General features: G+C 54.0%; 23 protein-coding genes and 1 pseudogene. 15 read left to right on the top strand and 9 right to left on the bottom strand.

Annotated elements, in window-relative coordinates; translation table 11 throughout:
- The first annotated feature begins 7 nt into the window (after positions 1-7).
- Both ACTWLJ_RS22260 and ACTWLJ_RS22265 read left to right on the top strand, forming a co-directional pair.
- On the top strand, positions 8-946 hold the full coding sequence (locus ACTWLJ_RS22260; protein WP_445178465.1) for a carbohydrate kinase family protein: 939 nt from the start codon (positions 8-10) through the stop codon (positions 944-946).
- A gap of 45 nt (positions 947-991) precedes the next feature.
- Positions 992-1,612 carry a transglycosylase SLT domain-containing protein gene (locus tag ACTWLJ_RS22265; protein WP_401208562.1) on the top strand — a complete coding sequence of 207 codons (621 nt, stop codon included), beginning with the start codon at positions 992-994 and terminating at the stop codon, positions 1,610-1,612.
- A 139-nt stretch (positions 1,613-1,751) separates the two neighbouring features.
- On the opposite strand, the gene ACTWLJ_RS22270 is transcribed toward ACTWLJ_RS22265, so the two are convergent.
- The gene (locus ACTWLJ_RS22270; protein ID WP_445178466.1) at positions 1,752-3,053 is read right to left on the bottom strand and encodes an OprD family porin; all 1,302 of its coding nucleotides are present in this window, start codon (positions 3,051-3,053) and stop codon (positions 1,752-1,754) included.
- A 375-nt stretch (positions 3,054-3,428) separates the two neighbouring features.
- Here ACTWLJ_RS22270 and ACTWLJ_RS22275 point away from each other — a divergent pair, with 375 nt between their 5' ends.
- The 7 genes from ACTWLJ_RS22275 (at position 3,429) to ACTWLJ_RS22305 (ending at position 11,687) form a co-directional block, all read left to right on the top strand.
- Entirely contained in the window at positions 3,429-5,522 is a 2,094-nt protein-coding gene (locus tag ACTWLJ_RS22275) for a type VI secretion system Vgr family protein (protein ID WP_445178467.1), read from the top strand.
- Positions 5,522-6,358, top strand: a complete 837-nt coding sequence (locus ACTWLJ_RS22280) for a DUF4123 domain-containing protein (RefSeq protein ID WP_445178468.1) — start codon at positions 5,522-5,524, stop codon at positions 6,356-6,358. Before ACTWLJ_RS22275 ends, ACTWLJ_RS22280 begins: the two co-directional genes overlap by 1 nt.
- A gap of 92 nt (positions 6,359-6,450) precedes the next feature.
- Positions 6,451-6,924, top strand: coding sequence for a DUF3304 domain-containing protein (locus ACTWLJ_RS22285; RefSeq protein WP_445178469.1), 474 nt, complete (start codon positions 6,451-6,453; stop codon positions 6,922-6,924).
- Between the two features lie 15 nt (positions 6,925-6,939).
- On the top strand, positions 6,940-8,766 hold the full coding sequence (locus tag ACTWLJ_RS22290) for a hypothetical protein (protein ID WP_445178470.1): 1,827 nt from the start codon (positions 6,940-6,942) through the stop codon (positions 8,764-8,766).
- Positions 8,767-8,849: 83 nt separating this feature from the next.
- Entirely contained in the window at positions 8,850-9,842 is a 993-nt protein-coding gene (locus ACTWLJ_RS22295; protein WP_445178471.1) for a tetratricopeptide repeat protein, read from the top strand.
- 104 nt (positions 9,843-9,946) lie between these two features.
- Positions 9,947-10,816, top strand: a complete 870-nt coding sequence (locus ACTWLJ_RS22300) for a tetratricopeptide repeat protein (RefSeq protein WP_445178472.1) — start codon at positions 9,947-9,949, stop codon at positions 10,814-10,816.
- Between the two features lie 328 nt (positions 10,817-11,144).
- Complete coding sequence (locus ACTWLJ_RS22305; protein WP_445178473.1) at positions 11,145-11,687, top strand: hypothetical protein; 543 nt, start codon at positions 11,145-11,147, stop codon at positions 11,685-11,687.
- A 97-nt stretch (positions 11,688-11,784) separates the two neighbouring features.
- On the opposite strand, the gene ACTWLJ_RS22310 is transcribed toward ACTWLJ_RS22305, so the two are convergent.
- On the bottom strand, positions 11,785-12,081 hold the full coding sequence (locus tag ACTWLJ_RS22310; RefSeq protein ID WP_445178474.1) for a hypothetical protein: 297 nt from the start codon (positions 12,079-12,081) through the stop codon (positions 11,785-11,787).
- Between the two features lie 333 nt (positions 12,082-12,414).
- Here ACTWLJ_RS22310 and ACTWLJ_RS22315 point away from each other — a divergent pair, with 333 nt between their 5' ends.
- The gene (locus tag ACTWLJ_RS22315; protein ID WP_445178475.1) at positions 12,415-12,684 is read left to right on the top strand and encodes a DUF2790 domain-containing protein; all 270 of its coding nucleotides are present in this window, start codon (positions 12,415-12,417) and stop codon (positions 12,682-12,684) included.
- A gap of 90 nt (positions 12,685-12,774) precedes the next feature.
- Complete coding sequence (locus ACTWLJ_RS22320) at positions 12,775-13,185, top strand: hypothetical protein (protein ID WP_445178476.1); 411 nt, start codon at positions 12,775-12,777, stop codon at positions 13,183-13,185.
- Here ACTWLJ_RS22320 and ACTWLJ_RS22325 read toward each other — a convergent pair.
- A complete protein-coding gene (locus ACTWLJ_RS22325; RefSeq protein ID WP_445181400.1) occupies positions 13,182-13,451 on the bottom strand; it encodes a DUF1652 domain-containing protein in 270 nt (89 codons plus the stop codon). The genes ACTWLJ_RS22320 and ACTWLJ_RS22325 overlap by 4 nt on opposite strands.
- 370 nt (positions 13,452-13,821) lie before the next feature.
- Here ACTWLJ_RS22325 and eco point away from each other — a divergent pair, with 370 nt between their 5' ends.
- The gene (gene eco / locus ACTWLJ_RS22330) at positions 13,822-14,307 is read left to right on the top strand and encodes a serine protease inhibitor ecotin (RefSeq protein ID WP_445178477.1); all 486 of its coding nucleotides are present in this window, start codon (positions 13,822-13,824) and stop codon (positions 14,305-14,307) included.
- 26 nt (positions 14,308-14,333) lie between these two features.
- Here eco and ilvA read toward each other — a convergent pair.
- Positions 14,334-15,323: pseudogene (ilvA, locus tag ACTWLJ_RS22335) on the bottom strand (threonine ammonia-lyase, biosynthetic); the annotation flags it as partial.
- 251 nt (positions 15,324-15,574) lie between these two features.
- On the opposite strand from ilvA, the gene ACTWLJ_RS22340 reads away from it, so the two are divergent.
- On the top strand, positions 15,575-15,910 hold the full coding sequence (locus tag ACTWLJ_RS22340; RefSeq protein ID WP_445178478.1) for a DUF2834 domain-containing protein: 336 nt from the start codon (positions 15,575-15,577) through the stop codon (positions 15,908-15,910).
- 120 nt (positions 15,911-16,030) lie between these two features.
- On the opposite strand, the gene ACTWLJ_RS22345 is transcribed toward ACTWLJ_RS22340, so the two are convergent.
- The gene (locus ACTWLJ_RS22345; RefSeq protein ID WP_445178479.1) at positions 16,031-16,954 is read right to left on the bottom strand and encodes a magnesium transporter CorA family protein; all 924 of its coding nucleotides are present in this window, start codon (positions 16,952-16,954) and stop codon (positions 16,031-16,033) included.
- A 7-nt stretch (positions 16,955-16,961) separates the two neighbouring features.
- Positions 16,962-18,536, bottom strand: a complete 1,575-nt coding sequence (locus tag ACTWLJ_RS22350) for a RimK family protein (RefSeq protein ID WP_445178480.1) — start codon at positions 18,534-18,536, stop codon at positions 16,962-16,964.
- Between the two features lie 92 nt (positions 18,537-18,628).
- On the opposite strand from ACTWLJ_RS22350, the gene ACTWLJ_RS22355 reads away from it, so the two are divergent.
- The gene (locus ACTWLJ_RS22355) at positions 18,629-19,726 is read left to right on the top strand and encodes a GNAT family N-acetyltransferase/peptidase C39 family protein (RefSeq protein ID WP_445178481.1); all 1,098 of its coding nucleotides are present in this window, start codon (positions 18,629-18,631) and stop codon (positions 19,724-19,726) included.
- Between the two features lie 138 nt (positions 19,727-19,864).
- Here ACTWLJ_RS22355 and ACTWLJ_RS22360 read toward each other — a convergent pair whose 3' ends face one another.
- Together ACTWLJ_RS22360 and ACTWLJ_RS22365 are read right to left on the bottom strand one after the other, a co-directional pair.
- Positions 19,865-21,013, bottom strand: coding sequence for a PQQ-dependent sugar dehydrogenase (locus tag ACTWLJ_RS22360; RefSeq protein WP_445178482.1), 1,149 nt, complete (start codon positions 21,011-21,013; stop codon positions 19,865-19,867).
- 51 nt (positions 21,014-21,064) lie between these two features.
- Positions 21,065-21,406, bottom strand: coding sequence for a hypothetical protein (locus tag ACTWLJ_RS22365; RefSeq protein WP_445178483.1), 342 nt, complete (start codon positions 21,404-21,406; stop codon positions 21,065-21,067).
- A gap of 175 nt (positions 21,407-21,581) precedes the next feature.
- Here ACTWLJ_RS22365 and ku point away from each other — a divergent pair, with 175 nt between their 5' ends.
- On the top strand, positions 21,582-22,448 hold the full coding sequence (gene ku, locus ACTWLJ_RS22370) for a non-homologous end joining protein Ku (protein ID WP_445178484.1): 867 nt from the start codon (positions 21,582-21,584) through the stop codon (positions 22,446-22,448).
- 581 nt (positions 22,449-23,029) lie between these two features.
- On the opposite strand, the gene lpxO is transcribed toward ku, so the two are convergent.
- Positions 23,030-23,929, bottom strand: coding sequence for a lipid A hydroxylase LpxO (gene lpxO, locus ACTWLJ_RS22375; RefSeq protein ID WP_445178485.1), 900 nt, complete (start codon positions 23,927-23,929; stop codon positions 23,030-23,032).
- Positions 23,930-24,083: the final 154 nt, after the last annotated feature.

A 24,083-nucleotide genomic window follows, 5' to 3' on the forward strand; every position in this document is an offset into this window, starting at 1 on the left:
AACAACTATGTACCTGGTGTGTGGCGAAGCCCTGTTTGATTTCTTCAGCGAAGACGATGCCAGCGGTCTGGCGTCGAAAGTGAATTTCAAGGCGATTGCCGGCGGCTCGCCGTTCAACGTTGCGGTGGGATTGCGCCGTTTGGGTGTGGACTCGGCGCTGTTCGCCGGGCTGTCGACCGACTACCTCGGCCGACGTTTGCAGCAAGTGCTGCAAGACGAAGGCGTAAGGCCTGACTATCTGGTGGATTTCGCCGCGCCGACCACATTGGCAATGGTCGCGGTCGGTGCCAATGGCTCGCCGCACTACAGCTTTCGTGGCGAGGGCTGCGCGGATCGGCAATTGAGCGTGGCGCACATGCCATCGTTGGGGCCGGAGGTTCGTGGCTTGCACATCGGCTCGTTTTCGCTGGTGGTGCAGCCGATTGCCGATGCACTGCTGACACTGGTGCAGCGTGAAAGCGGCAAGCGTTTGATCACCCTCGACCCTAACGTGCGCCTCAATCCTGAGCCGAATATCGACCTGTGGCGTTCGCGAATCGCCACGCTGGTAGAACTGGCGGACTTGATCAAAGTCAGCGATGAAGACTTGAGCCTGCTGTATCCCGAGCAGGATCCACAGCGAGTAATCGAAGGCTGGCTGAAGCATCGTTGCCAAGTGGTGTTCCTCACCCGTGGCGGCGAGGGTGCAACGGTCTTCAGCCGCGCACACGGTTCATGGTCGGTGCCGGCATGCTCGGTGAAGATTGCCGATACCGTGGGTGCCGGCGATACCTTCCAGGCAGCGCTGATTACCTGGCTGACCGAGCAAGGGCTGGATTCGGTGGAGGGTGTGCAGCAACTCAATCGCGAGCAGATCGACGCCATGCTCAAGTTTGCTGTGCAGGCCGCTGCCATGACTTGCAGCAAGACCGGTCCGGATTTGCCTTATCGTCATCAACTGTCCTGAACGCGTAGACTGTCGCCCTTTTTGCGCACCACGGGATAAAGGCTTTTGAACTCAGGGCAGACAGTTGGACTACTGGTACTCGCGGCACTCTTGACCGGGTGCGGCACATCACCGCCGCGCTCGCCCGAGAATATCTGCGAGATCTTCCGGGAAAAAAGCGACTGGTACGACGCCGCGCAAGTAACGCAAAAGCGATGGGGGGTGCCGATTCAGGTGCCCTTCGCGATCATGTATCAGGAGTCCGGCTATCGCTACGACGCCAAGACCCCACGCAAATATCTGCTTTGGGTGATTCCGTGGGGCCGGGTGTCGACCGCCAAGGGTTATGCGCAGGCCAAGGATGAAGTCTGGTCCGACTACCAGAAAAGCACCGGCCGAAACTGGGCCGACCGTGGCGACTTCGATGACGCCATCGACTTCGTCGGCTGGTACATGGACAAGACCACCTCGATCAACGGTGTCTACAAATACGACGCTTACGGCCAGTACCTCAACTACCACGAAGGCTGGGGCGGCTACCGGCAGAAAACCTACGCCAGCAAGGCGTGGCTGATGACTACTGCCGGCAAGGTGCAGACGCGTTCGAATATGTATGGCCAGCAATATGCGGCGTGCAAGGATGATTTGAATCGCGGCTTCTGGAGCCGGTTCTGGCACTGGCTCTAAATATCTTCAAGGACGCCATCGCGGGCAAGCCCGCTCCCACAAGGTTTTCCAGTGAACACAGTCGCTGTGAACACCAGAGAAAACTGTGGGAGCGGGCTTGCCCGCGATGACGGTCGATCAGACGCTAAAAGCCTCGAACCTACAGCACTGAAAAGTTGTAGCTCACAATCAACCGGGTCTCATCGACATCCCGGGCGAATTTCTCGTAGTTCGTCCGGTAGGTCGCGTTGCGCAAACGCAAGCTCACGTCCTTGAACGTACCGCTCTGAATCACATACTTCAGCTCGCTGTCGCGTTCCCACTCCTTACCTTCCTGATCACTGCCCAACACCTTGATGTGGTCACCGTTGACGTAACGGGTCAGGAAACTCAGGCCATTGATGCCGATGGCTTTGAAGTCATAGTCATAACGCAACTGCCACGAACGCTCCTGGGCAGCGGCGAAGTCGTTGACTTGCACATAGTTGACCAGATACGGGTTGGTGCCATCGAGGTACGGCATCGAGTTGTCGCCGTTCATGCGCTGCCAGCCGGCGCTGAACGTATGGCCGGTGATCGCATACGAAAGCATGCCGCTCAAGGCGCGGTTATCGATTGAGCCTGCGCGTTGCGCACCGCTGTCGGCACTCTTGAGTACGCGCAGGTCAGCCTTCAACACACCTTCGCCCAACGGCTGATTACCCAGCAGACCGATGAAGTGCTGCCGATAGATATCTTCCAGCTCAGCGTAGTGATACTGCGCGGTCAGCCGGTCGTTGATCTTGTAGTCGAAGCCGTACATGTCGAAATGATCGGCAGTGATGTTGCAGGCATAACGTTTGTTCTTGCAGTGCACGCGAATGTCTTGCGAATCAGTCGAGTCACGCGCGGTGTACTTGTCCAGACGCGCCGCCATGAAAGTCAGATCCTTGACCTCTTTGGAAGTCAGCATCGCGCCGTTGAACATGGTCGGCAGCAGGCGCCCGTCGTTGTACTTGAGCAGCGGCAAGTCCGACATCAGCGCACCGTATTTCAACACTGTGTCGGAAACGCGAACCTTGGCGGTCAGGCCCATTTTCGCGTATTGGCCTTTCGAGCCGCGCGGGTTGTCGCCGCTGGACGGCAGCAAACCGCTGTTACTGCGATCAGGGCTGGAATCGAGCTGAAAACCGAGCATGCCCAGCGCATCGATACCAAAACCGACGGTGCCCTCGGTGTAGCCCGATTGCAGGTTGAGAATGAAACCCTGCGCCGACTCTTCACGCTTGGACGCGCCCTGCTCGTTGCTGGTGTGCCCATCACGGAAATCGCGGTTGAAATACACCGTGCGCGACTCGATCTTCGCCGTGGTGTCTTCCAGAAAACCGCTGGCCTGAACCTGCGCGGTAAAACCTGCGCACAGCACAAAGGCTCCGAAGCCAAACGACTGGCGCGGGGTGATGAGGGGAAATGGGGGACGCATGAAAAACTCCAACAGTGCAGCGTTTGCGCACAAGCGCAATAAGCCAGAAAAATAGCTCCCGCCCCGGATCAATTCAGAGCCAGGAGAAAGTGAAATGCAGGTGGGTAAGCGGCAATGGTGGCAGATGGCTTTTACGGGTTAAAGGCGACTTTAGTCTGAAACTGACTGATTGTTCTCGGCTGACAGATGATCGCAACGCGGTAAATTGCTTTCTGATCGGAGGCAAAAAACGCCGGTTTTATTGGTCCAAACGTTATGTCTAAGGGAATCCCCTAGGCTTGTTTAGGACGATTCCTACGGCATTTGCGCCTTGAACGGTGCAGGCTAATCCTGCAACATCCCCCCTCTGCTTATCCAAAGGACGGAAACTAAGGCATGCTGGACGCCAATGCAACTCACATCACCCTCACGATCGAAGGCGCGTCCGTCGATCTGCAAGTGCTCAGTTTCACTGGCCGCGAAGCACTCAACCAGCCTTTCCGTTTCGACCTCGAACTGGTCAGCGGCCGCCCCGACCTGAAACTCGAAGAGCTGCTGCACAAACCAGCCTGCCTGACGTTCGGCGCCACCGGCGAAGGCAAGATCCATGGTCTGGTGTACCGCATCGAGCAAGGTGATTCCGGCAAGACCCTGACCCGCTACAGCATCAGTCTGGTGCCGCAACTGGCCTATCTGCGGCACAACCATGATCAGCAGATTTTCCAGCATCTGACCGTGCCAAAGATTATCGCCCAAGTGCTGGAGGATCGCGGGATTCTTGCTGACGCCTACAAATTCCAGCTTGGCGCCGAGTATCCGGAACGCGATTACTGCGTGCAGTACGACGAATCCGACCTGCATTTCATTCAGCGTCTGTGCGAAGAAGAAGGCATTCACTTCCACTTCCAGCACAGCAGCAGCGGGCACAAACTGGTGTTTGGCGATGACCAGACGGTGTTTCGCAAACTCAAGCCAGTGATCTACCAGCAAGACTCCGGTATGGCTGCGGACAAACCGGTGATCAAGCGTTTCAATCTGCGCCTGGAAACCCGTACCACTCGCGTTAGCCGCCGCGACTACGACTTCGAAAAACCGAAGATCCTGCCCGAAAGCGCGGTCAAGTCCGCATTCATGCCGGATCTGGAAGACTACGACTACCCAGGACGTTTCACCACGGGCGAGCGCGGCAAACTGCTCTCGACCCGCGCCCTTGAGCGCCATCGCAGCGACTACAAACTGGTCGAAGGCAAAGGTGACGAACCAACGCTGACCAGCGGCCACTTCATGACCCTGGCCGAGCATCCCCGCGCCGAGTGGAATGATCTGTGGCTGCTGCTGGAAGTCCTCCACGAAGGCAAACAGCCGCAAGTGCTCGGTGAAAACGTCACCAGCGACGTGACCGACAACAAAAGCGATTTCCACCAGGGCTACCGCAACAGCTTTCTCGCGACCCCGTGGGAAGCGCACTTCCGCCCTGCCCTCGAACACCCGAAACCGAAAGTCCTCGGCAGCCAGACCGCCATCGTCACTGGCCCGCCCGGTGAAGAAATCCACTGCGACCAGTACGGCCGGATCAAGGTGCAATTCCACTGGGACCGCGATGGTCAGTCCAACGACCAGACCACCTGCTGGATGCGCGTCGCCAGCGGTTGGGCGGGCGCAGCCTACGGTGGCATTGCCATCCCGCGCGTAGGCATGGAAGTCTTGGTGACTTTCCTTGAGGGCGATCCCGATCAACCGCTGGTGACTGGCTGCCTGTACCACAAGGAAAACGTCGTCCCCTACGACCTGCCGGCAAACAAAACCCGCAGCACCTTCAAGACCCTCAGTTCCCCGGGCGGCAAGGGCTACAACGAATTCCGCATCGAAGACAAAAAGGGCGTAGAGCAGATCTACATCCACGCCCAGCGCGACTGGGACGAAAACATCGAGCACGACCAGAAAATCCGCGTTGGTAATGAACGGCATGACACCGTCGAAGCCAACACCCTGAGCGAATTCAAGGTCGAAGAACACCGCATCACTTACCTGGATCGCGTCAGTGAAATGCGCGCGGATGATCACCTGACGGTTGGCGTGACTCGACATTTGAAAGTTGGGAACGGACAGTTTGTTGAAGCCGGGAGCGAGATCCACTACTACGCCGGGGAAAAGGTAGTCGTCGAAGGCGGCATGGAACTGACGGCCAAGGCTGGCGGCAGTTTTGTGAAGGTTGATGCCGGTGGGGTGACGATCAGCGGGGCCGAGGTGAAAGTTAATACCGGGGGTGCGCCGGGGGTTGGCACCGGGATTCAGATACTCGCACCATTCATTCCAGGTCTCGCTGCCCTCGATAACGCCGGTCGCTTGCTGCAAACCCGTGTAAACAAAATGATGGACGCTGAATCCTTAGCAGTAACGCCAAAGCTGAAAGCGCCGAAAGGTATCTGTGTTGAATGTTTGAAGAAGGCCATGCGTGAAAAACTGGCTCTGCAGTCAGGGGCTAATTGATGATGAGCGACGCAGCGAGAGCCTGGATCGAAGCGCAAAAAAAAACACAATCACTATTCGCCATTGTTGAAACAGGCCTGCTATCTGAACCTGCTCGGCAGCAATTCCTTCAGTCCGACCCCTCCCGACGACCATTAATGCTACAACCGGAGTTCGCCGAATTGCGCAACTACGGCCCTTGGCTAGTAGACGTCAGCCATATGACGTTAGAGGCCTTTCTCGCCCACGAGTACTTCACCGGTTGCACCGCAATGACGAGTTGGATACGTACCGACTGTCCAGCCGAGAAGCTTGCAGCGCATTTAAGTGATGCATTACTGGCAAAAAATGAAGCGGGCGAAGTCCTGATGATCCGCAGTTATGCACCCGAAGTGCTGCCGATGCTCTACGCCCGCGCAGATCTGTCATGGCATGCCTGGCTATTTGGTCCACTAGAGGAATGGTGGATTCCTTCCGCCGATGCTAAGTGGCAGTGCTTTAAGGGACTCAACCTTGCCCAACCGGGTAAGTATCAGCCTATTTTTCTGGACGCCAAGCTATGGACGGCCATGGAGATCGACCCCCTGCCCTACAGCCTCACTACTGAACTGGAAAAGGAAGCGCCAGAGGTGTTCACGAGCACCTGCCACGGTGATCGATTGAATCAGGTCAAAGTCGCACTGGAGGCTGGGCGCGACCAGGGTTTGACCGAGTCAGAAGATGTCAGCCTGTTTGCCAGCCTGCTATTGATGGATCGTGAGTTTCCAGCGAATTGGCCGATGTGGGAAAAGGCCAAAGAGCGCACTGTTGGTGAAAAGCTACCGCTAGGAGTTGTGATGCGGGAGTTGTCGGAATGATTTTCGGGCTGGACGTAAAATCAATTTTCCAAGTTTGAATCCGCAATCATTCGACTGTTTAAGAAATATCGCAGGATAAGGAAATTACAAGAATGACCTTGATAATGAACACGAAACGGCAAAGCATTTGGCGCCGCCGCAACTTAGTCATCGGAATATTTGTTTTGCTGATGCCGTTTATTGGGTCGTTTCTTTACAATCAATTTCGTACCCCGGGCGCGATGTTGACGTCTGAAAATCATATGGATAGGCCGATCTTTAGTTTTTGGGCCAATGGTTTCTGGGGCGGAAACCTCATGGCAAAGGGAGGCGGAGGCATCATGTGCTGCTCACGATTCGAGGGAGAGACTATAAAGATCAAGTGGACCCTAGATATGACTCGCCAACAACAATTGCAAGGCGCAGTAGAAGAGCATCATGAAATTGAGCTTCCACTCCCAAAGCGCGGACCAAACGACCAATACTTGCACGTCAGATTCGACCCTGGAAACACCGTAAGACTGGGTTGGAGTCCCGACTTATATAGTCCGTTCGAATCGCGCCCCCAAGAAAAAAGCAAGCCTTGAACAAGGACGTAACCTATGAGTACCACTACAAACTTCAATCGCGCAGAAGCCATAAGCACCAAATCCAACATTTTTAGAGGTGACGCAAAAACACCTGTATTACCTTGCGATTCTACGTTGCACCTTGGGTTCTTTTTTGATGGTTTTGGCCGAAGTCTGAAAGAAGACCTTCCAGCAGACCGGCTGAGTAATGTAGCGCGGCTTTTTATGGCTTACCCAGACGCAGAACTTTCGGAGACATCTGAATCACTAGTGCAGAGCAAACGCTTTTATATATCCGGATTGGCTACCGAATTTGATCCGACGCTCGGCGGTGCAGACGCAGCGAGCGGATCTGGGCTTGATGGTGCCAAAAGCAAAGCCAAAGACAGCATCATGAAGTCCCCCGAAGATACTATCTCCAAGAGCCACCTAGATGCGGCTAAAGATGTTCTTACCGGAAAGAAATGGTGGGAAAGCTTACTTAACAACCTTAAGATTGGCAACATTATTACTTCAGCTATAAAAGCTGCGGCCCCAGCAACACTGGATATTTTCGGTTTCACTCGTGACAATCCAATCACAACAACATTTTTTAAAACTGGTGTAGATACTCGCTTGGAAGCCACTTTCAATGCGATGGAAAATACGCTCACGAAAGCAAATGAGCAAAATACAGCACCCGTGAAAAAGATCTCGGTTTCTATTTTTGGGTTCGACTACGGAGCCACTCTTGCTCGTGCTTTTTCGCACAAGATACTCGAAGAGTGTGACCCGGCCACAACAGTATTCAAGGGGGCAAACCTTGAAATTATATTCGTAGGACTCTTTGACGCAGTCGATCGCAGTGCAGAAGACTCCATCATCCTTGAGTATCTAGTGCCTTTTGTGAATAAAGTTGACGATGGAGAGTGTCTTCCAGGCCCAGTGAAATCGGCTTTACACTTGATTGCTGTACATGAATGTCAAGACGCTCGAAGGTCACGACTAATCGGTACTGGGTTATCAACTCCTCGCTGGGAAGAAAGACTTATCCCTGGTACTAGCTCTGACGTGGGTGGAGGATTACCAAAAAGTGATGTGCCACATAGCCGGGAACTTCACTTAGCTAGTTTGCATCAAATGTACAACGCAGCATACCGAGCAGGTGTGCCGTTTTTTTCCATGGAAATCCTCCCAGAGAAAGCGGTGTTGGTTTCGAAGTACTTTCAATTAAATGACCACATCAATGGTATCAGTGCGATTGAAGCAAGCAAAAGATATATGAGTAAAGCAGGAAATCAAAAACCAACTGCAGAAGCCTTCCTCGCCCACCGACGATTGTATATTCAACGTTTGCGTGGTCTGTGGGAACTCTATCGCGGACAACACACAGCCTATGATGACGAAGAAGAGCGGCTACAGCGTCCTATTCTAGGTAAAGAAGGCTCAATTGCACGAGCGTTAGGAATGAGCGGTGAGAGCGACGCTCAAGCAGCTAAACGTAATCAAGCCCTAAAACAAACACAGCAAAGCAAGGCCGCGTTACGCGCAGACCTTGGTTGGCTCGAAGACGTTGACCGCGAAGCATGGAGGTTGCAAACCAGTTTCCCCTCAGCGCCTATTAAGGCCTTGTTAGACGAGTGGTACAGCCCAGTACCAAAAAGTCTTAGTTTTGACCTAGAAGATATGCTGGAGTTTTACGTTAACGATCAATACATGATTCAACAAATTCCGCAGAGTTCGGCCACCCCGATACCTAAGTATTTCCGAGTTCGGGAGTTCGACATGCCAAGCCTGAATAAAACGAAAGGCATGTCACCCGATTACTTGGAGCAAACAACACGAAAACCATCAGCACCTCCAACACAACCATCGACTTAAAGCAAACAGAAACAGACAGTAGGACTGGCGGCGAAGTAGTTACTGACCAAAGCTGTCCGTTAAGTTTTTAGCTCCGAGAGCTGATGAAATTGAACACCACAAAGATATTGAAATTTTTTTATTACATATTTTTTATCTTAATCTGCCAAACCGCGAATGCCGCGCTTACGCAACATCAAGAAGAAGCCAAAAATAAAGGCATCGAACTTTACAACCAATACAAAGCCATATCTGCAATTGAGTTTTTGAAAATCGCCGCCGACGCTGGAGATGATGAAGCGCAATACTATCTGGGAGAATCGATAAGAAAAAATAATAGGTATATCACTCAAGAGGCACTAAAGGCATACGAGGAGTCCGCAAAAAAAGGCAACATCTACTCTATGATTCGACTCGGAGGAGCAAATGATGATTTGTGTGTAACTATGAAAAACTGTTCTCCTTCTGAACTATCGGCCGTAGAGTGGATGGAAAAAGCTAAAAATCTAGCGATTGAACAAGCATCCCAAGGAAACGCTGAATCGATGTACCTGTTATGGGAAATAACAGGGAACGATGACTGGCTAGAAAAATCTGCAGAAAGCAATTTCGCTTTGGCGCAGTTTCGTTTAGCCACTAAATATCAAGAGGGAGGCGGGATATTTTTACTGCCATCCAAAAGGTTAGATGCAATTGAAAAGTGGATGAAGGCTTCTGCAGAGAATGGATATCCTCCTGCCATGATGGGGTTAGCAGCAGCCAGAATAAACAAATCAGATTTTTCGGGTTTTAGAATTTGGAATGAGAACGCTGCGGCGTTAGGCTATGTATCAGCAGTTTTTGGTTATGCTTCATATATTGGCGAAGGCGAACCAAAATATGGATTCGTATCAGATCCGGTAACATCCTATGCCTTACTATACAATCTTTTGGAGCTTGATGGTGGTGGGAACGTGATAAACAATGTGAAAGATGTACTGCCAGAAGTTGAAAAAAATATGTCAAAAGAACAAATAACAGAAGCAAAAAAGCTCGCAAAAAACTGGAAGGCAACTCACCCTCCGCTCTCATTTTTTCCTGACAAACTAGGATATTAACACCATTGAGGGTATACAGATATTTTCTAGTAGCAACAATATCATTCCTCGCCCCACCTATTGTTGCGTCGGAGCTCGCGCGCCAAGCAACTCCAGGCACCGTCTTGTACAATCAGTTAAAATTTGATATTGCCATCCCCAGATTAGAACAAGAAGCGAACACGGGCAAAGCAGAATCACAATATTATCTAGCTGAGGCCCTGCGAAAGAAAAACCGCTATATGACTCCAGAAGCACAACATTGGTACGAATCGGCAGCAGACCAAAACTATTTATATGCGATGATTCAACTTGGTCACACAAAAAACGATCTCTGCAAAAAAATGGGGAACTGCCCCTCAGATAAAAAACCCCAAGCAGAATGGATCGCTTCAGCCCAAAGGCTAGTTCTGCCAAGGGCAAATGAAGGTGATCCTGAATCTCTATATTTAATGTATGAAATAACTTTTGATCGCACTTGGCTAGAAAAATCTGCGAATGCTGGCTACCCTCTTGCACAATATTGGATGGCCATTGGAGATCGACAAGGCGAGGGCTTTTTCCTTATTCCAGGAAAGAGAGAAGAGGCTGTCAGGAAATGGTTGAAAGAGGCATCTGAAGGCGGCAATACGAAAGCAATGATGGACTACATTGAAATCTTATATAAGGAAGGCGACCTTGAAGGTGTTCGCCATTGGCTTCAAACAGCAGCTGAAGCAGGTGATCAAAAAGCCATCAGCAGTTATGGTTCTTACCTCGCGCATACGCCCAATCAAGTTGGCTATCCTTTAGACTTGATAAAAGGCTACGCATTGATCTCGTTGCTCAAAGAGCTGGATGGAGGCGGCGCAATTCAAGATTTCGTCGAAGACACTCTCAACGAGATTGGAAGCAAGATGACCTCCGAACAAATTGAAAGTTCTAAAGCGGTGGCTAAAGAATGGAAAGACACTCACCCACCGCTTTCATTTTTCCCTGAAAAGCCAGGCCGCTAATTCATACGAACAGGCATAGCGCCTAGCTGTGTCACTTGTTAACTTTAGTTCACTAATCGACTTAGTTGGAGTCATGCGCACCAGCAAAGACAAAATCATATAACCATTTAAATATTTGAGCAAACTTCCGAACATTAGAATTATGTAGCACATTACATTTGCATCAGTAAAATGCAAAAGATGTAATCTATGACTGATACTGCAGCACCTCAAGGAGCTCAATCTTAAACAACCAGGTAAATACAGGGAGATTTTTCCGAACGCCACACTATGGGCGCCGTATAGATTATTCCCTCTACAGTCTGAACACTTAACTTCGAATTTTGGGTTGAATGCAGAAATCGATCCTGCATATGTAACCAAGCCATTCGACTGTTTAAGCAATATGGCAAGGCAAGAAGATAACGAAATGTCCGAAGCTATGAATATGAAACGGCAAAGAAACTGGCGCCGCCGCAACTTAGTCATTGGAATATTTATTTTGCTGATGCCGTTGATTGGGGCCTATCTTTATAATCAATTTCGTACCCCGGGCGCGATGTTGACGTCTGAAAACCACATGGACAGACCAATTTTTGGCTTCTGGGCCAATGGTTTCTGGGGCGGAAACCTCATGGCAAAGGGAGGCGGAGGCATCATGTGCTGCTCACGATTCGAGGGAGACACTATAAAGATCAAGTGGACCCTGGATATGACTCGCCAACAGCAGTTGCAAGGTGCAGTAGAAGAGCATCATGAAATTGATCTTCCGCTCCCAAAGCGTGGCCCTAACGACCAATACTTACACGTTAGGTTCGACCCTGGGAACACCGTAAGACTGGGTTGGAGTCCCGACTTATACAGTCCGTTTGAATCGCGGCCCGACAAGTAAGAGAATCCCGAACAGGGACTTCTCGGAGGAGTTCGCAATCGAAAAAACACAAACAGGGGCGCTCTCAGCCCATTACTGTCCAACCACAAGTAAATCTTCACCCCTGCGCCGTCCACCCCACCATCCGCTGCTGCGCCACCTGCAACAAATCATTGCCATCCTGCGCCAACAAATACAGCGCATGGGTAAGGTGCGGAATATCCTGCACATCCGCATGCTTGAAGCACAAACAATGCAACGTTTCGAGCAAATCACTGCAAGCGCGGATACGTTGAACGGCGGCTTCCAGAATATCTTTCGGATCAGCTTCCGTGTCGATGACCAGCGGGGCGCTTTCCGTGACGCCGGAGTTGAGTGGGTGATAACGGTTTGGTAATGGATTGAGAATCGGCATACGGATTACTCACGCTGGAATTGTAATTAATGTGCGGTTTTGATTTGTGCTGGCCAAGCCTGGCCGCTGATCTACAGCGGTGGTGAACAATAGTCGCCACGCACCGGGTGGCGAAAGTCGATAAGGCATCTGTGCTTGTAGGAATACGGCCTGTATTTCTCGGAAATTTGCCATCCGCCCAGACAGCCGGCGTTCAGCTGGCTTAACCATCGCTTAACGCCGTAGTCAAAGACTCTACTGAACCGCACGCCCTCAGACTCTTTCTGACGCCAGGTGCGGCAGGTCCGGCTTGCACCATGCCGGGCTTTCTTTCCGTCGCTCGGGAGTCTCACCATGAACATTCGTCCGATTCTGCTCGCTACCGCCCTCGCCTGCACCGCTTTTGCCGGACTGGCTCAGGCTGCTGACACTTCAACTACGTCGAAAGCGGTTCCGTACCAGTACGGGATGCCGTTGAACGTGAACAAAGTGATCTCGATGACCGAGCCGCAGACGCAGAATTGCAAGGTCATTACCGCTGACATGAAGTACATCGATAACGCAGGCAAGCCTGAGGAGATCACCTACAGGAAGCTGTCTGACGCCTGTAGTTTCCAGAACTGACAGAAATTTCTGATTTGCCGGTTTGCGGTAGGCGGACCCGGGCTCCTGACGGTATGCTCGGGGCCCTCCTAACTGCCGCAAGGATTGGCCATGCAGTTGTCGTTTCGCACGTTGTCAGGCATTACTTCTTCGTTGTGTTTTCTGCTCGCGCTGGTGTGGGGCCTGATGCCAGATGGCTTGCTGGCGATCTGGAGCATTGAATCCTCACCCGCAGCAGGTCCCGCAGCAGGTTTCGTTGCACGGCGCAGTGCGGTGCTGTTCGCAGCAATCGGAGTGATGTTTTATCTGGCACGCAATGCGCCGCCGTCAGTGGCGCGCAACGCACTGAGCAACGGATTTATGGTCGGTTGTTTTGCCTTGGCTGTGCTGGGTTTCGGCGAATGGCTGAATGGCCACGCCGGCCCGGCGATTCTGTTGGCGGTGCTGGTCGAGCTCGCGCTGGGCCTTGGCTTCTTGCAGGCCCGGCGCGTGACGGTCGAACTGAGTGAAACGCTGGGTTAAACAGCTCGGGATCGCGGACTGTAGTGCTGGATCTCAGCTTGTTTGCTCAGATCCGAGCGCAACCCTGCAATCAATTCGTTGATCTCACGACAGCCATTGAGATGGCTGGCATCAATGCCGCTGACCGACAACTCGACCTGATCGGTGCGGTGATCGCCAAACACTTTTACCGTCATCGACAAATCCGGCGACAGCGTGCATTGGCAGCGTTTCGGCAGAAAACTGCTTTCAATGATATTGCGAAGTTCCAGGGCAGATAGAAACATGGCTAACACTCTCCTTTTTGTGAGACCACCAATCAAGTATTCACGTTGACCTTCTGCTGCCCCTACACGAGTGTATCCCCCGCTGTTTCCTTGGGTGCGACATAAGGCGGTACTGCGAAATACCTGTTGGAGTGTAGGCGCCCGAACCCGGTGCGCCGCACCAAATAGACGCATAAAGCATGCCTTTCATCGGTTGGTTTTCACCCTCCAAAAATCAAGCACTTGGCGATGTGGCCAGCATATTGCTATTTGCAAAATGCAAGAAAGCCTCTCTTGAGCCCTGCAATTTGCAATTGTTCAGCGGTTTGCATTCATCGGCCGTGAGGGTAAGAATGCTCGCCATCCACACTACGCCCGCAAGGAGGCTTTCATGGGTTCTTTACGTGTTTATGCGACCACCGGGCTGATCATCGCCAGCCTGTCCACCTTCGCCCACGCGGCAAAACTCGAAGACGTCGCGCCATACCCAAAGGCCGAGGCCGGTTTTAGCCGTCAGGTTATTTATCTGCCGAAACAGGATCAGGAAGACAACTTCCAGGTCGAAGTGCTGGCCGGCAAGACTCTTGAAGTGGACTGCAACCGACAACGTCTGGGTGGCGTTCTCGACGAGAAAAATCTCGAAGGCTGGGGTTACTCCTACTACCGACTTGAAAAAGTCATTGGCCCGATGAGCACGCTGATGGGCTGCCCTGAAGGTTTCAAGAAAAAACGCGCGTTCGTGCCTGTTGTGGGTGACGGCTTCATGCTGCGCTACAACAGCAAACTACCGTTGGTGATCTACGCACCGAAAGACGTCGAAGTGCGCTATCGCATCTGGTCAGCTTCGGACAAGGTCGGAACGGCCATTCAGGAATAGTCCGAAACCGGGGCGCCGCATACAGCGGCGCGTTCGGCCACATGCCGCAAGCTGTCGAAGTTGATATTGGCGCCTGAGTCGATAGCGATCAGGACCTGATCGCGCACGCCGCTGCGCGCCACGTATTGCTTGATGCCAGCGACTGCCAGTGCGCCGGAGGGCTCGGTGATCGAGCGGGTATCGTCGTAGATATTCTTGATCGCGGCGCACAACTCGTCATTGCTGACGGTGATTACCTTGTCCACACAGAAGCGGCAAACGGCGAAGCCGTATTCGCCGATCTGCGCTACCGCCACGCCATCGGCGAATGTGCCGACATCGGGTAGCACCACCCGCTGCCCCGCGTGCATTGCTGCTTTCAGGCAAGCCGAGTGCTCGGATTCGACACCGATGATCCGCACTTCCGGGCGCAGGTATTTGACGTACGCCGCGATGCCGGCGATCAGGCCGCCACCACCTACGGGAACGAAGATCGCATCGAGTGCGCCTTGATGCTGACGCAGAATCTCCATGGCCACGGTGCCCTGCCCGGCGATCACGTCCGGGTCATCGAACGGTGACACGAAAGTGCGTCCGGTCTGCTCCGCCAGTTGCAGCGCGTGAGCCAGTGCAAAGGGGAAACTCTCACCGTGCAGAAGCGCTTCTCCGCCACGACTGCGCACGCCAAGCACCTTGAGTTCGGGCGTGGTGGATGGCATGACGATGGTCGCCGAGATGCCCAGTTCACGCGCAGCCAGCGCCACACCTTGGGCGTGATTGCCGGCCGAAGCCGTGATCACCCCGCGTGACTTTTGCTCGTCGCTTAGCTGCACGAGCTTGTTATAGGCGCCGCGGATCTTGAAGGAAAACGTCGGCTGCAAGTCTTCGCGCTTGAGCAGAATCCGGTTGCCCAAGGCTTCGGACAACGCCGGTGCGTCCTGCAATGGCGTGCGCACCGCCAGGTCGTAAACCGGCGCAGCCAGGATCTTTTTCACGTACAGCTCAAGCAGGACTTGCTGGGCAGGGTTGGGGCGCATGGTCGTCTCCTGACGTTTGAATCGAAACCCCGGAGACAGAAAGTAAAAACCCGCCACTAGGGCGGGTTGGGTGCTGCAGTCGTGAGCTAGCCCGCCAAATGAGGAATGGCGGTAATAATGCTTGGCTGGCAGCGCAATACTGTGGAAGTCATGCGCTGAAATTAGCGCGGGCGCCGCAGGTTAGTCAATGGCGTTTTTTGCGGCGCGGCGGTAGGCTGGTGATTCTGCTCATCACACCAAGGAAGGACTGCATGATGTCTATCGCCCTGCCCCTCACCGCTTTGATTGCCTTCACCGGGTATACGGTTTCGGTGATGCTCCAGGCCGAACAATCATTGATCGACTTTGGCATCAGCCTGATGTCGCGGCCGGATACCGCGCAGGTGGTGATTGATCTGTATCTGCTGGCGATATTGGCCGGGGTCTGGATGGTCAAGGATGCCCGGTCTCGAGGGCAGACTGGCTGGTCGGTGGTGCCTTATTTGCTGCTGACAGCGGTTTTTGTGTCGATTGGGCCGTTGTTGTATCTGGTGGTTCGTGGCGTTCAAGACAGGAAGAAGTCTGTTGATGCACCTCAGGTGAACTGATCAGGCTTTTTCAGTGTATTCAAAATAGCTTTCGCGAGCAGGCTCGCTCCCACAGTTTGAAACGCATTCCCCCTGTGGGAGCGAGCCTGCTCGCGAAGGCGGCAGAATGTTCAGAACAAATCACTTGGCCAACCGCCGCAGCCCAAACAGCATCCCGCCCGCCCCCAGCAACATCACCACCAGAAACACCGGGTACGACACCCACCACGGCGTCCCGGCGGTCATCATGCTGAACTCGGACATGCCGCCAATACTCGCGATCAGGTTGAGCGGCAGAAACACCACGTTGATCAGCGTCAGCTTGCGCAGCAGGTTGTTCATGCTGTTGTTCATCAGGTTGCCGCGTGCGTCGATCAACCCGGAGAACACGTTGGAGTAGATTTCTGCCTGCTTGTAGCACTGGTTGTTTTCGATGATCAGATCGTCGATCAGACCAATCGCCTCGCTGCCGAAATGCTGCTTGTCCGCATGATTGCGCAACCGCGTCAGCACCGCGCCGTTACTGTGCAGCGCGTTGATGTAATAGATCAGGCTTTCGCTGAGGTTGAACATCTGCACCAGATGCTGGTTTTCCATCGATGCGTTAAATTTCTGCTGCAATTCACGGGCGACCAGTTTGATCACCTTCAGGTGCCCGAGGTAGTGATGGATATTGCTGAACAGCAAGTCGAGCAGCACATCCAAGGGTGAATTCAACGGTTGCCGAGTGCCGAGACCGTGCAGCGGCGTGTCATCGGTCGCAATCACTAACAGTTGCCCCGGTGAAAACAGCAAACCGCAGGACGACACTTCGAACGCGAGGCTACCGCCACCGGAATAGTTTTCCGGACGTTTCCAGATCAGGAACAAATGGTCGGGATGAAACTCGATCCGCGACACTTCGTCCGGGTCCAGCGCCGATGCCAGCGCATGCTCATCGACCTTGTAGTGACTGTGGAGCAAATCGCGCTCGGCGGCATCGGGATTGCTGAACAGCATCACCTCGGCGTCCAGTCGTTCAACCCGCTGCAAGGCGCCGTGACTCAACGCAAAACTGCTGATCATCGGCTGATCACCATGCCTGTCCGCGACGCTTGAGTTCCAGCCGTCGCACGAACTCTTCCAGCACCAGTGAATACAGATCGTCCTGCAAATACGCGTCTTCAATGCCGGCGTCGAGGTTCGGGTTGTCGTTGACCTCGATTACCACCACTTTGTCGCCGGCCTGTTTCAAATCGACGCCGTAGAGACCATCACCGATCAGGTTGGCGGTTTTAACTGCGAGCTCCACCACCGCTCGCGGCGCTTCATGGATCGCCATGGTCCGGCACTCGCCGTTGACGTCCTGGCCCTTGGCCTTGTGGTTGTAGATCTGCCAGTGGCCCTTGGACATGAAGTATTGGCAGGCAAAAATCGGTTTGCGGTTCAGCACGCCGATGCGCCAGTCGTACTCGGTGTAGAAAAACTCCTGCGCCAGCAACAGCACCGAATGTTCGAACAGTTCGGCGGTGGCTTCGAGCAACGCCTGCTGGCTTTCGACCTTGATCACCCCGCGCGAGAAGCAACCGTCGGGGATTTTCAGCACCAGAGGAAAACCGAGACGTTCGCCAACCCGTTCGAAGTCTTCGGGTCGTTCCTTGTAGAGGATTTCAGTGGCCGGCATGCCCAACTGGTGGCTGTTGAGCAGGTCGGTCAGATAGACCTTGTTGGTGCAGCGCAGGATCGACGTCGGGTCATCCATCACCACCAGGCCTTCACTTTCGGCCTTCTTGGCAAATCTATAAGTGTGATTGTCGACACTGGTGGTTTCGCGGATCAGCAGGCCGTCGTACTCGGCCAGACGTGCGTAGTCCTTGCGTTCAATCAACTCGACGTCGATGCCCATGTTTTTGCCAACCCGGACAAAATTATCCAGAGCGCGAGCATTCGATGGCGGCAGCGCTTCCTGTGGATCGTGCAGGATGGCCAGGTCGTAACGGGCCACTTGGCGGGAACGCGGCATGCGCCAGATTTTTCGGCTGAAACCGTCCAGCGCGTTGGCAAACTGATCCTCCTGATCATCTCGCAACTTATGTAACGCCCCGGACTTTATACCCTCGATATGCCAGCCGTTAGTCCGGCGAAACTCAACTAGCAGAATCGGACATGGAAACACTTCAAACAACTGACGTGCCAGATCCTGCAGCGGCTCAATATGTGTTCTGCCGAAATAAAGTGTCAGGGTGAAGCCTTCAGTATCGCTGTAGAGATGATGACTGAGGGCTTTTTCCAGGGTTTTATCCAGATCATCAAGCGCTAGGCCGTAGAGTGATTTGCGGGTCAGTTCGCTGATGGTGCGCACCGACGGAATCACCTTGTGCCCACGGGCTTCGGCCAGCAACGAGCAGTAATAGCCGTGCCCAAGATACTTGTAGCTGCGGCACAGGTTGATCACCTGCACCCGCTTGCCGGGCTCGCTATCCGGCGGTTGCTCCAGATATTCCTGCGCGGTGATGATGTCCTCACTGGGAAAGTACGAAGCCCAGTCTTCCTTGCGTTCGACAATGATCAGCACTTGACTTGAAGTTCTCGCCGCTGAGTTTAAATAAGTTGCCGCTGGCAAACTTTGCCCGGATACTTCGCGCCAATGACCCTGTACCGCTGACATAGAGATTGATCCGTTGGAGAACAAGACCTTTTCTATTAAGCACGAAGTTTTTCGAAAGTCTCGTTTCGTTACGCAACTTTTACGGTGGTCATATGAGTGCTGTTTTTCGTTTGGCAGTAGTTGAAGATTTGCCGGCGCTGCTGGCATTGGAAATGCAATGTTTCACCACCGACCGGCTGACCAGTCGCAGCTTTCAATGGATGATCACCCGCGCCCATGCGCAACTGCTGGTAGCCGAGCGCCATGACCAGTTGCTGGGTTACGCGTTGGTGCTTTTTCACCGAGGCACCTCACTGGCACGCCTGTATTCCATTGCGACTGCCAGTGACGCCCGTGGTACGGGACTTGGCAAACAATTGCTGCAGCGCATCGAGTCGTGTGCACTTGAGCATGACTGTGCTTACTTACGACTCGAAGTGCGCACAGATAATCCCGCCGCCATTGCCTTGTACGAACGCAACGGCTATCGGCGCTTCGCCTTGATCCACGACTACTACGAAGATCATGCAGACGCATTGCGCCTGGAGAAACGCATCCTTCAACACCGTGATTCACGCAGCATCCGGGTGCCGTTCTATTCGCAAACCACTGACTTCACTTGTGGCCCTGCCTGCTTGTTGATGGCCATTGGCGCGTTGCAATCCGAGCGTTTGCTGGAGCGGCGCGAAGAGTTGCAAATCTGGCGTGAGGCAACCACGGTGTTCATGACTTCGGGCCACGGTGGTTGCAGCCCGCAAGGTTTGGCGTTGGCGGCGTGGCGTCGAGGTTTTGCTGTGACGTTACAGTTAAGTCTGGCCGGGCCGTTGTTCCTCGACGGTGTGCGTGATGAGCATAAAAAAGACGTCATGCGCCTGGTGCATGACGAGTTCATCGCGCAGTTGCACGAGACCGATGTCGAGAAGTTGATCGGCGCGCAACTGGACTTGCCGGCGGTGCTGGCCGCCGGTGGCCAGCCATTGGTGTTGATCAGCAGCTATCGACTGACCCGCTCCAAGTCGCCGCATTGGGTGATGGTGACCGATTGCGACGAGGACTTCGTGTATCTGCACGACCCGGATGTAGATCACAGCCAGCATCGACAACCGATGGACTGCCAGCATGTACCGGTCAGTCATGACGAATTCGAGAAGATGTGCCGGTTTGGTCGAGGCAAGTTGAGGGCTGCGGTGGTGATCCATGCCCGAAAATGAATCCAGTATTCGCAATCTTTTGTGGCGAGGGAGCTTGCTCCCGTTGGGTTGCGAAGCAGCCCCAAAATCTGTGAGCGCTGCGCACTCAAGCGGGAGCAAGCTCCCTCGCCACAAAAACATATGAATGCCGGAGATCGGTTATTTCAGGCCGATCTTGTAAAGCGAACCATCGGCCTCATCTGTCAGCACATACAAATACCCATCAGGCCCCTGTCGAACATCACGGATGCGCTGCTTGAGTTCACCCAGCAATCGCTCCTCGTGCACAACCTTGTCGCCGTCAAACTGCAACCGGATCAACTCTTGAGTGACCAGCGCACCGATAAACACATTGTGCTGCCACGGTTTGAAGCGATCCGCATCATAGAAAGCCATGCCAGTGACGCCGGGCGATTTCTCCCAGACATGATGCGGCGGGACAGTGCCTTCGGCGGTTTTGCCCTGCGCTTCCGGAATCGGTTGCATGGAATAGTTGATGCCATGGGTCGCCAGCGGCCAGCCGTAGTTCTTCCCGCGCTCGATGATGTTCACTTCATCACCGCCGCGCGGCCCATGTTCGTTTTCCCACAGAGTGCCGGTCCAAGGGTTGAGCGCTGCGCCTTGTGGATTGCGATGGCCGTAAGACCAGATTTCCGGACGCACACCGGACTGGCCGACAAACGGATTGTCGTCCGGCACCTTGCCATCAGGGTAGATGCGCACGACTTTGCCTTGCAGCTTGTCGAGGTCCTGCGCAGTCGGCCGGTCGTTGTTTTCACCCAAGGTGATGAACAGATAGCCGTCGCGATCAAACACCAGGCGTGAGCCGAAATGATTGCCGACCGACAGCTTCGGCTCCTGGCGGAAGATCACCTTGAAATCCTTCAGCGTCGTCAAATCATCCGACAGCCGTCCACGCCCCACCGCCGTCCCGGCCTTGTCGCCTGCACCGCCACCCTCGGCGTAGGACAGATACACCAGCCGATCCTCTTTGAAATCCGGAGAAAGCACCACGTCGAGCAGACCGCCCTGCCCCTTGGCCCACACCTTCGGCACGCCGTTGATTGGAGCCGATAACTTGCCATCAGTCCCCACCACCCGCAGGTTGCCCGGTCGTTCGGTCACCAGCATGCCTTGGCGATCCGGCAGGAATGCCAGCGCCCAGGGATGTTCCAGACCTTGGCTGATCGTGGTGACTTCGAGTGTGCCCTGCTCGCTTTTCAACTCTTTGGGCGCTATTGCAGCAAAGACAGGGAGACTGACAAGTGCGCCCGCGCACAGACTGGCTAGAAGGGTTTTACGCAACATGCACGATTCCTTTTGTTCAATTGAAAGGCTGACAGAACCCGGTTCTGCCATTCAACGGTTGTCGTCTCCATCTCGCGGCGGTGGATTGGGGATGAATTTTGGTGGAGTGCTCGGCACCGAACGCTGTGACTGACCATTGCCGATGCCACGATTTTCAACGGTTGGCTGTCTTGGTACGGGCACCGTGTTCGGCCCGCGAATGATCGGGGCGCTGGGCTGGGTGCCCTGCATGCTGTTTGGATTGGCCCGGCGAATCGGGCTGTTGTAAGGGTTGTTGCTGGTACCCGTCGGACTTTGCGCGAGCAACAGCGACGATGTCGGCGACGTGACGTCGGCATGCGCCAGACCTGCGCTGAGCAGCAGCACAAAGACGCCAGACAAAACTCGGTTCATGGGACGGCCTCTCGATTCGCTGGTGATAGAGCCTTCGAGTCCACGCTACGCCGAGCGTTCGGATTTATTAACCCATCACCGCTAAACAAGATGTAACACGGCTTGACCGCGATAAACGCCGGAAACTTTCGCGCCGGGTCACTGGTCACCTGATCATCACTTGGAGGACGGCACCATGGCTCGGGCAATCTGGAAAGGCGCGATCAGCTTCGGACTGGTGCACATCCCTGTGGCGCTGGTTTCCGCGACCTCATCAAAAGGGGTCGACTTCGACTGGCTCGACAGCCGCAACATGGACCCGGTGGGCTATAAACGGGTAAACAAGGTCACGGGCAAAGAAGTCACCAAGGAACACATCGTCAAAGGCGTGCAATACGAAAAGGGTCGCTATGTAGTGCTTAGCGAGGAAGAAATTCGCTCGGCACACCCGGTTTCAACCCAGACAATAGATATCTTTTCCTTCGTCGATGCCGAGCAGATCCCTTTGCAGAACATCGAGACCCCTTATTACCTGGCACCGGACAAACGCGGCGGCAAGGTCTACGCATTACTGCGCGAAACCCTGACCAAGACCAACAAGGTCGCCCTTGCCCGCGTGGTTCTGCATACGCGCCAGTATCTGGCGGCGTTGATGCCGCTGGAATCAGCGCTGGTGCTGGTAAAGCTGCGTTGGCCGCAAGAGGTACGCGGTCTCGACGAACTGGAACTTGGCAGCGAGGTGACCAAACCGCAATTGGCCAAGGGTGAACTGGATATGGCTAAACGGCTGGTGGAGGACATGAGCGGCGACTGGAGTCCAGACGACTACAAAGATGAGTTTGAAGACAAGATCATGGCGCTGGTGGAGAAAAAAGCCCATGAAGGCAAGATTGAGGATGTCGAGACGGTGGGTGGCGAGGAAGAGCGCAAGACTGCCGATGTTATCGATTTGACCGAGCTGCTTAAACGCAGTTTGGGAGGCAAAGCGGCAGCCAGGCCCAAGGCTAAAGCAGAGAAAGCATCTAAGGCTGCGCCAGCGAAGAAGGCTAAAAAGGCTTCTTGAAATGTTCGCTTGAATCAGGTGTTGATGGGATGAATGTCAGCGCCTTATCGCTGGCAGGCCAGCTCCCACAGGGTCCGGGGTGTGCAACGATCATTGCTACACCGCGACCAATGTGGGAGAGGACTAAAAAGGCTTCTTGAGATATTTGACTGGGTCAGATGTTGGTGGGGGGAATGTCAGGGCCTCTTCGCTGGTAAGCCAGCTCCCACAGGGTCCGGGGTGTGCAACGATCATTGCTACACCGTGACCAATGTGGGAGAGGACTAAAAAGGCTTCTTGAGATATTTGACTGGGTCAGATGTTGGTGGGGGGGAATGTCAGGGCCTCTTCGCTGGCAAGCCAGCTCCCACAGGGTCCGGGGTGTGCAACGATCATTGCTACACCGCGACCAATGTGGGAGAGGACTAAAAAGGCTTCTTGAGATATTTGACTGGGTCAGATGTTGGTGGGGGGAATGTCAGGGCCTCTTCGCTGGCAAGCCAGCTCCCACAGGGTCCGGGGTGTGCAACGATCATTGCTACACCGCGACCAATGTGGGAGCTGGCTTGCCAGCGATGGCGTCAGCCCGGACACCGGGCCAATCAGATCAGAATGAATATCGCGAGCAAACCACCGAAGATCGCCCACTTTTCCATGTAGTAGCGCTTTCGATTACGCTTTTTCAGTTCTTTGCCGCGCAAACGAATCTTGTAGATTCGGGTAAACAAACGGTTGATACCACCCGTCCGGTCGCCGACATCGTTTGGCGCGCCGGCAGCAGACATCACCGTCCGGCTGAACCAGCGATTGAACGCTGCCGCCCAGCGATACTTAAGCGGCCGCTCGACGTCGCAAAACAGAATGATGCGGTTCTTGTCGGTGCTGTTTTCCGCGTAATGAATGAACGTTTCGTCAAACATCACCGCCTCGCCGTCGCGCCAGTGATAACTCTCGCCGTCGACATTGATGTAGCAGCCAGCATCGTTCGGCGTTTCCAGACCGAGGTGGTAACGGTACGAACCGGCATACGGGTCGCGGTGGCGTACCAGTTTCGAGCCCGGCGGCAGTTCGGCGAACATGGCAGCCTTGATCGAACCGATACTCTGCACCAGTTCAGTGGTGCGCGGGCACAACTTCATCGCTGACGGATGGCTCTCGCCGTACCACTTCAGATAGAAACGCTTCCAGCCGGATTTGAAGAACGAGTTGAAACCGACATCGTCGTATTGATTCGAGCGCTTGATCTCGCCTGCACGCAGCAGGTTCTGCCCTTCTTCGCGGATTTCTTCCCAATGCGCCTGTAACGGGCTCAAATCAGGAAACTCGGCCGGATCAAGATAGGGCTGGCTCGGTTTCTTCGAGAACAGATAAAGGAAGCAATTGATCGGCGCCAGAAACGTCGAGTGGTCGCTCAGTTGGCGACCCAGCTTGTGCCGCACACGCCCACGCAAGTGAACGTATGCAATGGAAATGACATAAATAGCAGCAATGATGAGTTTCAAGGAAATCGTCACACGTCAAAAGTGAACACACTGCGCGCTTGGCCGGCCTGCGGCGAAGGGGCTGTTGCAGTGGCATAAATACCGGTGAGCCCATGCCGTTAGCGGTCATTGGACGAATGGATGGCATTTTAGCCGCAGTTTGTAACCAATGGTG

This window comes from Pseudomonas sp. McL0111, assembly GCF_052567255.1.

Coding starts and splice junctions, on each gene's coding strand:
- ACTWLJ_RS22260 (WP_445178465.1), top strand. CDS start 8: ATGTACCTGGTGTGTGGCGAAGCCCTGTTTGATTTCTTCAGCGAAGAC.
- ACTWLJ_RS22270 (WP_445178466.1), bottom strand. CDS start 3,053: ATGCGTCCCCCATTTCCCCTCATCACCCCGCGCCAGTCGTTTGGCTTC.
- ACTWLJ_RS22275 (WP_445178467.1), top strand. CDS start 3,429: ATGCTGGACGCCAATGCAACTCACATCACCCTCACGATCGAAGGCGCG.
- ACTWLJ_RS22280 (WP_445178468.1), top strand. CDS start 5,522: ATGATGAGCGACGCAGCGAGAGCCTGGATCGAAGCGCAAAAAAAAACA.
- ACTWLJ_RS22285 (WP_445178469.1), top strand. CDS start 6,451: ATGACCTTGATAATGAACACGAAACGGCAAAGCATTTGGCGCCGCCGC.
- ACTWLJ_RS22290 (WP_445178470.1), top strand. CDS start 6,940: ATGAGTACCACTACAAACTTCAATCGCGCAGAAGCCATAAGCACCAAA.
- ACTWLJ_RS22295 (WP_445178471.1), top strand. CDS start 8,850: ATGAAATTGAACACCACAAAGATATTGAAATTTTTTTATTACATATTT.
- ACTWLJ_RS22310 (WP_445178474.1), bottom strand. CDS start 12,081: ATGCCGATTCTCAATCCATTACCAAACCGTTATCACCCACTCAACTCC.
- ACTWLJ_RS22315 (WP_445178475.1), top strand. CDS start 12,415: ATGAACATTCGTCCGATTCTGCTCGCTACCGCCCTCGCCTGCACCGCT.
- ACTWLJ_RS22320 (WP_445178476.1), top strand. CDS start 12,775: ATGCAGTTGTCGTTTCGCACGTTGTCAGGCATTACTTCTTCGTTGTGT.
- ACTWLJ_RS22325 (WP_445181400.1), bottom strand. CDS start 13,451: ATGTTTCTATCTGCCCTGGAACTTCGCAATATCATTGAAAGCAGTTTT.
- eco (WP_445178477.1), top strand. CDS start 13,822: ATGGGTTCTTTACGTGTTTATGCGACCACCGGGCTGATCATCGCCAGC.
- ACTWLJ_RS22340 (WP_445178478.1), top strand. CDS start 15,575: ATGATGTCTATCGCCCTGCCCCTCACCGCTTTGATTGCCTTCACCGGG.
- ACTWLJ_RS22345 (WP_445178479.1), bottom strand. CDS start 16,954: ATGATCAGCAGTTTTGCGTTGAGTCACGGCGCCTTGCAGCGGGTTGAA.
- ACTWLJ_RS22350 (WP_445178480.1), bottom strand. CDS start 18,536: ATGTCAGCGGTACAGGGTCATTGGCGCGAAGTATCCGGGCAAAGTTTG.
- ACTWLJ_RS22355 (WP_445178481.1), top strand. CDS start 18,629: ATGAGTGCTGTTTTTCGTTTGGCAGTAGTTGAAGATTTGCCGGCGCTG.
- ACTWLJ_RS22360 (WP_445178482.1), bottom strand. CDS start 21,013: ATGTTGCGTAAAACCCTTCTAGCCAGTCTGTGCGCGGGCGCACTTGTC.
- ACTWLJ_RS22365 (WP_445178483.1), bottom strand. CDS start 21,406: ATGAACCGAGTTTTGTCTGGCGTCTTTGTGCTGCTGCTCAGCGCAGGT.
- ku (WP_445178484.1), top strand. CDS start 21,582: ATGGCTCGGGCAATCTGGAAAGGCGCGATCAGCTTCGGACTGGTGCAC.